This window comes from Algoriphagus yeomjeoni (genome assembly GCF_049821175.1).
GTDB classification, from domain to species: domain Bacteria; phylum Bacteroidota; class Bacteroidia; order Cytophagales; family Cyclobacteriaceae; genus Algoriphagus; species Algoriphagus yeomjeoni_A.
Genome location: NZ_CP187512.1, coordinates 4,416,079 through 4,428,079, shown reverse-complemented (window position 1 = coordinate 4,428,079; position 12,001 = coordinate 4,416,079). Strand labels below are relative to the sequence as shown.

Sequence of the window (12,001 nt, the reverse complement as noted above, 5' to 3'; positions counted from 1 at the left end):
CCATTGGACAAACCATTATTAAGAGGATTTTGAATAAATTGAGTACTTAGATTTTCTAAAATTCACATGAATACTATTCCGAAACTGATTCTAAGTGGTATCTCTATTTTTCTTGGCTTCACCTTTTGGGGGGCTGGTATGGCAAAACTTTTTCATGATCACCAGTTTTTTGGATGGATTGGGCCGGTATGGTTGATCGAAGAACTGGAACCCTATGGATTAGGATTCTATGGTAAGTTTATAGCCTTCAGCCAAATCATAATAGGATATCTTTTGGTCACTACACGATACAAATTACTCGGTAGCATTATGATGATTCCTTTGATTGGAAATATATTGATGGTGACTATTTCCTTGCAGTGGCGCGGAACGCCGCTTGTCTTGGCTTTCCTGCTAGTTCTGGATCTAATTTTACTTTGGCAATACAGAGATTTCTTCAGACCTCTTCTTGATGAAGGCAAAAGCAGTCATGATATTAAAGTGAGAAAAATACGGACTATAAATGGTCACCTCGTTTGGTTTGCAGGCCTTGCACTTCAACTTTTTGCAATTCCGGTTTCTTATTGGAATTGGATAGTTGCCTGCGCGATAGTTTTGATTGGTCTTACCCTATCCGGATTAAGCTTTCGAGTAGATAGGATTTTGACTAATAAGGATGATTTAAGAATTACTTAATACAGCTTTTGAAAAGAACTTCTCTTTTATGGGCTTCTTTACATAAATATTTTTACTAAAACTCTGAATTAATGCACACCTCTATTAAGATTGCTTTGACCATGCTGTTTATTGCAGCATCCTCATCTGCACTTTTCGCTCAGAATTTTAAGCCTTCAGAATTCCCTGACCGCATCATTCTTACTTGGTCTGATGACCCGATGACCACCCAATCTGTCACTTGGAGAACTTCTCCTGACGTGAAAGTTTCGAAGGCACAATTCATTTTGGCCCCAAATACCCCAATTTATCTAGACAGTGTCGAGACGTTGCCTGCAAGCACTGAATTTCTCGAGGTAGATAGTGTAGCAGCAAACTACCATTCGGTTACTTTTCAGGAGCTTCAAGCAGCAACAACCTATGCCTATCGTGTGGGAAATGAAGGCACGTGGTCAGAATGGTTTCAGTTTACCACCGCACCAAAAAAGGGGACACCTTTTACTTTCGCCTATTTTGGAGATGCGCAAAACAATCTCAAATCTCAATGGTCAAGAATTATTCGGCAGGCCTATTCCAACCTTCCAAAAGCGGCATTCATGGTTCACGCAGGTGATCTCATCAACAGCACGCAATCCGACTCCGAATGGGGTGAGTGGAACTATGCTGGGGGATTTATCAATGCGATGATCCCTAGTGTAAGCACTCCTGGTAACCATGAATATGACAGCGAAGAAGATGGTACGTTGGTGTTGGATTATCATTGGCAAAAGCAATTTACATTTCCTAAAAATGGCCCAAACGAGTTTTCGGAGACTGTTTATTACATCGATTATTCAGATTTGCGATTGATTTCTTTGAACTCACAGGAGATAGTTCAAAATGAAAAATCCATGGAGACCCAGCGAGCTTGGTTGGAAAAAGTACTTGCTGATAACACGCAAAAATGGACAGTCATCACTTTTCATCATCCGATTTATTCCTCAGGAACCGGTCGTGACAACAAAGAATTTAGAGAGGCATTCAAACCTGTTTTTGATAAATACAAAGTGGATTTGGTGCTTCAAGGACATGACCATTCGTATGGTAGAGGAAGAAATTTACCTTCAGGAGTAGCCAATCAAGATCCTGCAGCGCAAGGTCCGGTTTACGTAGTTTCAGTCAGTGGACCAAAAATGTACAATCTGACTTTTGACAAGTGGATGGATCGGGCAGCTTCGAACACCCAATTATTCCAATTGATCAGCATAGAAGGAGATCGACTTAGCTATGGGGCATACACTGCCACAGGAGATTTATATGATGCCTTCGACCTGATCAAGACAGAAAATCAGCCAAAGCAATTCATCGATAGAGCCGATAAAGCAATTCAAGAGGCAATAGAATTAACCCCAGGATCTGAAAAGAAAATGACTCCCGAAGAAATGGCAGAGTACATGCGGACTTACAAAAAGGGGAGTAAATGAGGCTTATGTAAATCCATTATCTCAACAAAACAAAGAGCAGGCAGGTTAAAAGTATAGGTTATACTAGGCAAACTGGCTTATTTATTGCCCCATTATAGTCTTAGGGACATGTACATTTACGCCACTATTTAAACGCTCAATTCCATTAAAAGCTTTTTAGCCAAACTTTTAAAAATTCTAGGTATCACAATTATTACTATTCTGGTGATAGTTGGTGCCCTGATTCTCTTTATTCGTAGCCCTTGGGGTCAGGGGATAATTGTGGATAAAGCGACTAGTTATGTTTCGGACAAAACAGGCACTGAAGTATCTGTAAAGCGACTTTTCATCACTTTTTCAGGTAATATTTATCTGGAAGATTTATACTTGGAAGACACTGATGGAGACACCTTAATCTACTCCAAAAACCTTGAAGCTGGTCTTGCTTTTGCTCCCTTAATATCCTCAGGCAATATCAATGTAACCAAGCTAGAATGGCAAGGTCTAGTCGCCAGAGTGAGTAGAAGTGAAACCACCGAAAAATTCAACTTCGCCTTTCTTATTGAGGCTTTTGCTTCTCAATCTGCGGATTCGACGCAAACTGTTACTGCCGATACGACTGCTTCTGCCCCACTCAAAATCAATCTTTCACCTATTTCACTAAGGGATTTTGACATCACATTTGTAGATGAAGTGATGGGAATAGATGCCGCACTTAGGTTAGGTGAATTAGAGGTCACCATCCCTGGACTTGATTTTGAAAAATATGAGTTTGACATTAAAAAAATAACCCTCCAAAACACCCAAATCAAATACCACCAGACTAAGCCTTTCCCACCAACCGAAGAATCTTCGGAGGAAACATTATTGCCTCTTTTAAATCTGGATGAATTCAGATTGATAGATGTGTCTGCGGATTATGCCAGTGCACCAGATAATCAGGAAGCACAAGTCCAGATTGGCGATTTACTTATTGAACTGCCTGAAGCTGATCTGCAAACTCAAACAGTCAAGCTGAAAACCTTGGACTTAAAATCCTCTACCATTCTTTTTCATGATTTCTCGATTCCTACGCCTATTGAACCTAGCACTTCAAGTCCTTCTACTCCATTTGTATGGCCTGATTGGGTAGTAGAAGCTGATAAATTAACAATTGATTCGACTGACATTGAATATAAATCTGCTGATGTCCAAATCAAAAAAGGTGAATTCAATCCTGAATTTATTACCCTTTCAAACTTGATTTTTGATGCTGAAGATTTTTACCTAAAAGATGAAAAAGTAGGCCTAATCCTACAGGAGTTGCACTTCCAAGAAGGAAGTGGTTTTAACCTAAACGAATTCCATTTTGCCTTTGAAGCTGGCAATAATTCAGCTAAGGTTGAGAACTTGGTGCTGGCTACCAATCGAAGTAAACTCAACGCAGAACTAGCTGTTGAATACCCATCCATTCAAGCACTCATCGATAATTATGAGACTCTTAAATTTGACGTAACTGTTGAAGAATCTGCGTTGGACGTACGGGACAGCTACTTTTTTGACCCAACACTGGCGCAGGACACACTTATACGAGAGCTTTCAAAAGCCCCGGTGTTGTTGGATTTTATAGCAAAGGGAGACCTCAAAGCGATGGATATCCCTAGCCTAAACCTGAATTGGGGCAAAAGTATCTTCAAGGCAAATGGAACGGTTCAAAACCCATTGGAGGTAGAGAAGCTTGCATTCGATTTCCCTGAAATAAATCTTCAAACAACTAGAGAAACCTTACTGAAATTCGTCAAGGAAGAGGAGTATGGAATCAAATTTCCTGAGCAGATCGACCTACAAGCAAATACCAGCGGAATGCTAGATGACCTTCTGGCCAACCTGGATTTGGAGACGAGCATGGGAAATGTATTGCTTGATGGCTCTTACCAAGATAACGGGAGCATAGCTTTCAGCGCAGACCTCAAAGTGAACCAGTTGCAACTGGGTAATCTTCTTAATCAACCAGAACTGGACACGCTTACATTTGAAATCAAAGCTACTGGTACAGGATCTAGCCTGAATGAGTTAAACGCGGAATTATCCTCCACATTTGATCGTCTCAGACTCTATGGTTCGGATTATTCAGGATTGAAACTAGAGGGTAAATTAACAGATGGCGCAGGAGATTTAGAGGCGGGATTAGATTCAGAGTATTTAGATTTTGAGCTGATAACCAAATTGGTTCTTGACTCAGTAAATTCAAAAATTGACCTCAATCTAGACCTAATAGGAGCTGATTTCTATGAGCTTGGGCTTATTGATAAAAGTGCCAGAGCAAGGCTAAAGTTAGACGCCAAATTTAATGGGAATCTTGATGAATTTGAGCTTAAAGCTCAATTGCAGGATGGGATTTTATTATATGATGAAGCAAATTATCCAATTGGAAAAGTTGCGATCGATGCGAATGTGGGAGAAGATTCTACCAACGCAGTTATTTCCAGTAAAATTCTAAATGGTTTTGTCCGAACTAATACTAATATCACTGATTTGACTGCAGCCATTTCAAAACATTTTCGACAATATTTAGATAAAGCCGACTCGGTAAATTTGACTGGCAATCGAGGAATAGTCATGAATATGGATTTGAGCATCTCGGATGATCCTTTATTCAATGATGTCCTTTTGCAAGGAGTGGAAAGATTTGACTCGGCAAGAATTAAGGTTGATTATTTTCAAAAAATAGATTCTCTTACAGCTGATATTTCCTTTCCATATGTTAACTATTCGGGTACGGAAGTGGATAGTTTGGGACTGAGAATAAACTCAAACAAAGAAGACCTCAACCTTTATGTAGGTTTTCACGATTTGACCTCAGGTCCTTTGCGTATCGGCAAAACATTCCTGACTGGTGATTTAGATGACGGCCGAATGTATTTGGATTTTAATTCGTTCGAAGAAGATGAACTAAAGTACCATGTGGCTTCTGACATTGGACTGAATGGTGACACGATCGACTATCATATTTCTTTTCTTGACTTAATTCTGAAGGGAGAAGAATGGACTATAGCGGATAATAATCTGGTAGCCTATTCTGGCGAAAGTCTCGACTTCAGAGATTTTAAGTTCACAAAAGGAAATCAAGAAATCTCCTTTGTAAATAATGTTGAAGGATTTACAGACGAAAATATTGCAATGGTATTTAGGGATTTCAGACTTTCTACCATTACCAGTTTATTGAATCCCACAGAAATTATTGCCGGAGGAAAATTGGATGGTCGACTGGTTGTAGAGAACCCTTTCGGCGCAACTGGGCTAATGGGCGAGCTAAAAGTAGATAGTCTTAAAGTCGTAAATGTACCGCTTGGCAACCTCAGCCTGGAAGCTACGGCAAAAAGTCTTGGTGATTATATTATCAAACTTGGGTTGAAAGACGGTGGATTTGACCTGGACTTAACAGGAGATTTTGTAGCAGATGAAACAGGGGGAAACTTTGACTTGAAGTTAGATCTGAATAGAATAGAAATGGATAAGGTAGCTGCCATTTCTCAAAATCAAATCTTGGATGCCACAGGTTTTCTCTCTGGGACTATTACAGCGAACGGGACAACAAATGATCCCAAATACACAGGAGAGATTCAGTTTAATGAGACTTCATTCGTGCCAGCTGAACTCAGCACAAAATACATTCTATCTAATGAAACCCTGAAGGTGGACAATGCTGGAGTTTATTTTGATCAATTCACCATTAGAGACGCTGAAAGTAACTCCTTCATTATTGACGGTACGGTAGGCACAGAAAGCTACATCAACCCAACATTCGACCTGAAGCTTACCGCCAAAAACTTCATGGCAGTGAATTCTACTGATAAAGAGAATGAATTGATATATGGCACAGGATCTCTTGATGCAGATGTCACTATCCAAGGAGATTTGCTAATGCCAGTAGTTAAGGCAAATCTGGGAGTAAAAGACAATACCGACTTAACAGTCATCATTCCGGAATCTCAGATTGACTTAGTGGAAAGACAGGGCGTCGTTTTATTCGTTAACAAGGAAAATCCAGATGATATCTTAACGCGTCAATCTGAAGAAACTACAAGTGCTTTCTCTGGGTTTGATATACAAGCTATATTAACTGTAGATCCTGAAGCACTTTTTACCATAGTAATAGATCCTTCCACTGGTGACAACCTTCAAATTGCTGGTGATGCGAACCTCCAAATGGATATTAACCCTAACGGGCGAATCACATTGAGTGGCAATTATGAGATCTCAGGAGGCAACTATGAAATGTCCCTTTATAATCTCGTAAGTAAAAAGTTCGAAATAAATCAGGGGAGTCGTATCACATGGAATGGGGATCCAATGGATGCAAACATGGACATTCAGGCAATTTATAGGGTAGAAACCGCAGCCTCTGAACTTATGTCTGCACAGCTCACTGGCAGCACTAATCAAACGCAAGTTCAGTATCAGCAAAAGCTTCCTTTCTTGGTATACCTTAATGTGGAAGGTGAGTTGCTAAAACCAGAAATCACATTTAGACTAGACATGCCTGAGAATCAACGGGGAGCCTTTGGAGGAAATGTGTATTCACGAGTACTACAAATAAACGAACAAGAAGACGAGCTAAACAAGCAGGTATTTTCACTGCTTGTTCTCAATAGATTTTTCCCATCCACTGGTAGTGATGGTTCCAATGGCGGTGCTGAGGCAATAGCTAGAAATTCGGTGAGTCAAGTACTTTCTGATCAGATGAATGCGTTGTCAAATAAACTCTTTGGAGACAGCGGGTTCCAAGTCGGCTTTGATGTAGATAGCTATCAAGATTATCAATCGGGAAGTGCACAAAATAGGACTGATCTCAATATAAATGCGCAGCAGACTCTCTTTGATGACCGCCTGGTGGTGCAGGTAGGAAGCCAAATGGATCTGGAAGGAAGTACCCAAAACTCAGACCAGCCTAATTCTATCTTGGCAAATATCAGTTTTGAATACTTGCTCACAGAAGATGGGCGTTGGAGAATCCGTGCTTTCCGTAAAAATCAATTTGAAAGTATCATTGACGGGCAACTTATCGTGACAGGCGGTGGCTTAATTTTCAATCGGGAGTTCAATGAATTCTCCGAACTATGGAAGGCATCTATAGATCCAAATAAGGAAAACCCGATAGATGAGTTGGAAGAAAATAAGGAAAAGCAAGCTAAAGAATCGGAAGAAAATGAGGATTAAGAGGTTCATATCGGTTATCTATTTAATTCTACTTGCAACTATGATTGGCTGCAGCGTGAAGAAGTATATACCCGAGGATGAATTCCTTTATACAGGAGCCGATCTTAATCTCCAGACGGAAGTTGAAGATATCAAAGGACTAGATGATGTAGAGGAAGAATTGAATGAACTTCTCCGTCCTGAGCCAAACTCAAAATTCCTGGGAATGTACATCGGTCTTTGGGCTCACTATAAAGGAACTCAAGAAAAACCTGGATTCATCAATCGCTTTTTAAACAAAAAAATCGGAGAAAAACCGGTGTATTTTAGTCAAGTAACGCCAAGCCGAACAGAAGAACTCATCATAAACAGACTGGAAAACCGAGGGTTCTTTTACAGCACGACAAATTCTGAAGTGATTCGAAAAGATAAATTTGCTAAGGTTGATTACACAGCTACAATCTCGGAACCTTACAAACTCACAGAGGTAGTCGTCGAAAGGGATAGTCTGGAATTGGAAAAAGTAATCATCGAGCTGATGAAGGAAACTACCCTCGACTCCGGAAGCAGGTTTGACCTACAAACATTGACCGCTGAAAGAAACAGAATTGATTTAGGGCTAAAAGATAAAGGCTATTACAACTTTAACAGCGACTACCTAATTTTCGAAGCAGACACAAACATCTCTGACAGCGCAAGGCTATTCAAGCTTTATCTCAGGCTGAAAAATAATGTACCATCCAATGGAATAATCCCCTATATGGTAGACACTATCAATGTCTTCCCAAATTATTCTATTGACGAAAACAGTGTGAAATCTGATACGGTAACGCTAGCTGGCAAAAACTTCATTCAGGATAAAAAAGTCTTCAAGCCAAAACTACTGAATGACTATATCCTGATTCAAAAGAATGAACGATATAACCCGACCCTTTCCCGACTTTCCAGTAATAGGCTAAGCTCAATCGGTAATTATAAGTTTGTAAATCTGCGCTATAAGGAGTTAGCAACTTCTGACTCACTTGGTCATCTCACTGCTAATTTCTATTTATCTCCGATGACCAAACGCTCCGTAAGGGCTGAACTTTTGGCGGTATCCAAATCAAACAACTTCGCTGGCCCTGCTTTGAATTTGGTTTATAGAAACAGGAATCTATTCAAAGGTGGGGAAACACTCAATTTGACAGGAAAGGTGGGGTATGAGTTCCAAATAGCTGGAGGAGAAGGTAGGAAAGGGCTTCAATCCTTGGAGCTGGGCTTAGGTGCTGATTTAATTTTCCCGAGGGTCATCTTCTTCGTTCCTATCACAGAAAAGTTCAGCTACTCGGTGCCTAAAACCAAAATGGGTCTTAGTGCAGAATACCTCAGCCGAGGTGGACTTTACCGTCTGAACTCAATTTCAGCGAAATATGGCTATTTCTGGAACGCTAACCAGTTTGCATATCACGAGATAAACCCGATCAGCGTAAGCGTAGTAAACCTCAGTAAAACTTCTCCTGAATTTGAGCAAATTTTGGACGACAACCCCTTCTTGAAACGTAGTTTTGAGCAGAATTTCATCGCAGGCATCAATTACACTTTTAACTATAACAAGTTAAATGACAGGTTCAGGACTCACGGCTATTTCTTTGGACTGGGGCTAGACTTTGCCGGAAATACGATAAATCTACTCAATAAAATATCCGGGAAGGATGATGGGAAATTCTTGGGCCTGGAATATGCCCAATACGGCAAAATGGATTTTGATCTACGATATCATCTGAATATTGATAAAAAGCAAACCATTGCTACTCGCCTCTTTGCTGGATTCGGATTACCCTTTGGCAATTCACAGTCTTTGCCATACATCAAGCAGTATTTTTCTGGAGGACCAAATAGCGTACGGGCATTTCGAATACGCTCCATAGGACCTGGAACATACAGACCTGAAGACTTTAGTCTCAATTCATTCTTCGATCAATCTGGAGATGTGCGCATTGAAGGTAATATAGAATACAGATTCCCGATCGTGTCTTTGCTAAAAGGGGCACTATTCATGGATGCAGGAAATGTCTGGCTAATGAACGAAAATGAAGCCTTGCCCGGCGGTAAATTCACATCTAACTGGTGGAATCAGTTAGCTGTAGGAACTGGGTTTGGGTTACGTGTCGATATTGAGTTTTTTGTGATTCGCTTCGATTTGGCGACTCCACTACGCATACCATATTTGGAAGAGGGAGAGCGCTGGGGAAATAGCTTTGATGTAGGCAGCAAAACTTGGAGAAAACAAAACTTGATCTTCAACTTTGCCATTGGATATCCATTCTAAAGTTCTCAGATTGCTACTTTTTATTTCGGAATAGCTTACCGAGTTAAAGCTGTTTTTTTACTTTCTCAGTATATTGTTAAAAATAAGCTCTGGCAACATGAGCATAAAAACCTGTAACTAGCCTCTATGAATAACGACTTTCACATCTGGGAAAACAATCGGAAAATCTACCTGAAGTTTCTTATTCACAATTCTTTGGAACAATTGAATGAAGTGCCAAAGGGTTTCAATAATAACTTACTTTGGAATATCGGCCATGTAATCGTGGTGCAGCAACGCCTCGTCTATGGACTCGCCAATGTACCATTGAATATTTCTGATGATATTTTTCAAAAATATAAACCCGGGACTAAGCCTAGCATCCCCGAATCTCAGGACACCATTGAGCTATTCAAGGAGCTTCTGATCAAGCCAATCACACAGACAAAGGCTGATTTTGCAACAGGAAAACTGCAGCAATACACACCTTACACCACATCCAAAGGCTTTCATCTAGCCAAGGTAGAGGATGCAATAAGTTTCAATAATTACCATGAAGCCATGCATTTGGGCACCATGATAAGTCTCTTGAAATTCATTAAATAAACCTAATCAATCTTGATATGAACCGTTTTGTTCTTTTTAGCAGCGCAGTAATGACATCCTTTAGCCTAGGTTTTTTCTTAAATTCTTTTTTGGAATCAAACCCTGCAAATACATCTAAAAACATAAACTACACAGCTATGAAACTAGGAGCATTTTCTATTAGCCTCAGCGTCAAAGATCTTGAAGCTTCACGAGCATTTTATGAAAACCTTGGCTTTACCCAGTTTGGTGGAGCTATGGAAAGTAATTACTTGATTATGAAAAATGAAAGTACCCTGATTGGGTTGTTTCAAGGCATGTTTGAAGAGAATATCTTGACTTTCAATCCAGGTTGGGATGAAAATGCTCAGGAAGTGGAAGGATACCTGGATGTAAGAAAAATCCAGCAGCACTTAAAGTCTGCCGGCGAAGAAATCATCAACCCGGCTGATGAGAACTCATCAGGACCAGGCAGCTTTTTAGTCAAAGATCCAGATGGAAATATGATTCTTTTTGATCAGCACTTATAAGCAACCCATTTCAAATTACTAGTTGTCATTTTTAACCCCACAACCTTTACTAATGAATAAGTCAAGTATCTCAGAAATCCGCGAAAGATTCGATAATGATGTAGAACGATTTTCAAATCTAGATACAGGCCAAGTGGCTACTATCGATGCTACGATTTCTCTGGAACTAATTACTGAAGCCGCGAAACGAATCGTCCCCAAAGCAGAAAGTATTCTTGATGTGGGTTGCGGAGCGGGAAATTATGCATTGAAAATGCTTAGCAAAGTTCCTGATCTGTCGTGCACATTAGTGGATTTAAGTGGGAATATGCTTGAGAAAGCAGTAGAACGGGTTTCAGCTGAAACTCAAGGTAAAGTATCAGCTTTCCAAGGAGACATACGGGATATTTGGCTTCCTGAAGGAAGTTTCGACATTATTTTAGCTGGAGCAGTTTTGCATCATCTTCGGGAAGATGAAGACTGGGAAAGAACCTTTGCTAAACTTTTTAAGCTGCTCAAACCGGGAGGATGTCTCATGATATCTGATTTGATTACGCAAGATACTGACTTGCTCAATGCCTACACGTGGGAGCGCTATGGTGAATACCTAGAGGAAATAGGCGGAAAAGATTATCGTGAAAAAGTATTGGCTTATGTAGCCAAGGAAGATTCGCCAAGATCAATGAATTACCAGCTAGATCTGATGAAACAGGTAGGATTTAATCAAGTTGAGATTCTGCATAAGAACATGTGCTTCGGGGCTTTTGGGGGGATTAAAGCGAAAACACCTTTACCTAATTCTAAAGAAGACGCCAAAAACACGAAAATCATCTTTGATTTCCTAGAGGAAATCGGAACACCTACAAAATCTCAAAAACTTGATAACACCTTCCTACCTGGGCTAAAAATTGAAAAAGGCGTTTTATTATATGATCTGGAAACACTTTTATATCCAGGTGATTTACTCCATGAAGCTGGACATATCGCGTTGATGACCGAGGAAGAGCGACAAACAATTGTAGGTAATGTCAAAGAATATAGAGCACCAGGACAAGATGATGAAATTGGCGTGATGCTTTGGTCCTATGCTGCCTTGAAGCAGTTGAATCTTAATCCGGAAGTAGTCTTTCATCCTGATGGATACAAAGGAGATGCTCAGATGCTAATTGACTCCTATGAATCTGGGGATTTTAAAGGGTTACCATTACTGGTATGGATGGACTTATGCGACTCAACAGAATTTCCCAAAATGAAAAATTGGATTAGGAAAGAACTTAACAACTGAGCTAACCATATATATTACAATTATATATTAGCAAACAACATTATACTACTCTTATAATCAA

The 12,001-nt window shown here is 40.0% G+C and carries 7 protein-coding genes; all 7 read left to right on the top strand.

What is annotated here, in order from left to right; genetic code table 11:
* The first annotated feature begins 66 nt into the window (after positions 1-66).
* Entirely contained in the window at positions 67-675 is a 609-nt protein-coding gene (locus tag ACPUEN_RS18240) for a hypothetical protein (RefSeq protein ID WP_425637358.1), read from the top strand.
* Positions 676-746: 71 nt separating this feature from the next.
* Positions 747-2,117, top strand: a complete 1,371-nt coding sequence (locus ACPUEN_RS18235) for a fibronectin type III domain-containing protein (RefSeq protein ID WP_425637357.1) — start codon at positions 747-749, stop codon at positions 2,115-2,117.
* Between the two features lie 261 nt (positions 2,118-2,378).
* A complete protein-coding gene (locus ACPUEN_RS18230; protein ID WP_425637356.1) occupies positions 2,379-7,295 on the top strand; it encodes a translocation/assembly module TamB domain-containing protein in 4,917 nt (1,638 codons plus the stop codon).
* Between the two features lie 55 nt (positions 7,296-7,350).
* Entirely contained in the window at positions 7,351-9,582 is a 2,232-nt protein-coding gene (locus ACPUEN_RS18225; RefSeq protein ID WP_425637355.1) for a BamA/TamA family outer membrane protein, read from the top strand.
* 126 nt (positions 9,583-9,708) lie between these two features.
* Complete coding sequence (locus ACPUEN_RS18220) at positions 9,709-10,167, top strand: DinB family protein (protein ID WP_111611477.1); 459 nt, start codon at positions 9,709-9,711, stop codon at positions 10,165-10,167.
* A 137-nt stretch (positions 10,168-10,304) separates the two neighbouring features.
* Positions 10,305-10,676 (top strand): VOC family protein, encoded by a 372-nt coding sequence (locus ACPUEN_RS18215; RefSeq protein WP_425637354.1) that lies wholly within the window; start codon positions 10,305-10,307, stop codon positions 10,674-10,676.
* 52 nt (positions 10,677-10,728) lie between these two features.
* Positions 10,729-11,940, top strand: a complete 1,212-nt coding sequence (locus tag ACPUEN_RS18210) for a class I SAM-dependent methyltransferase (protein ID WP_425637353.1) — start codon at positions 10,729-10,731, stop codon at positions 11,938-11,940.
* Positions 11,941-12,001: the final 61 nt, after the last annotated feature.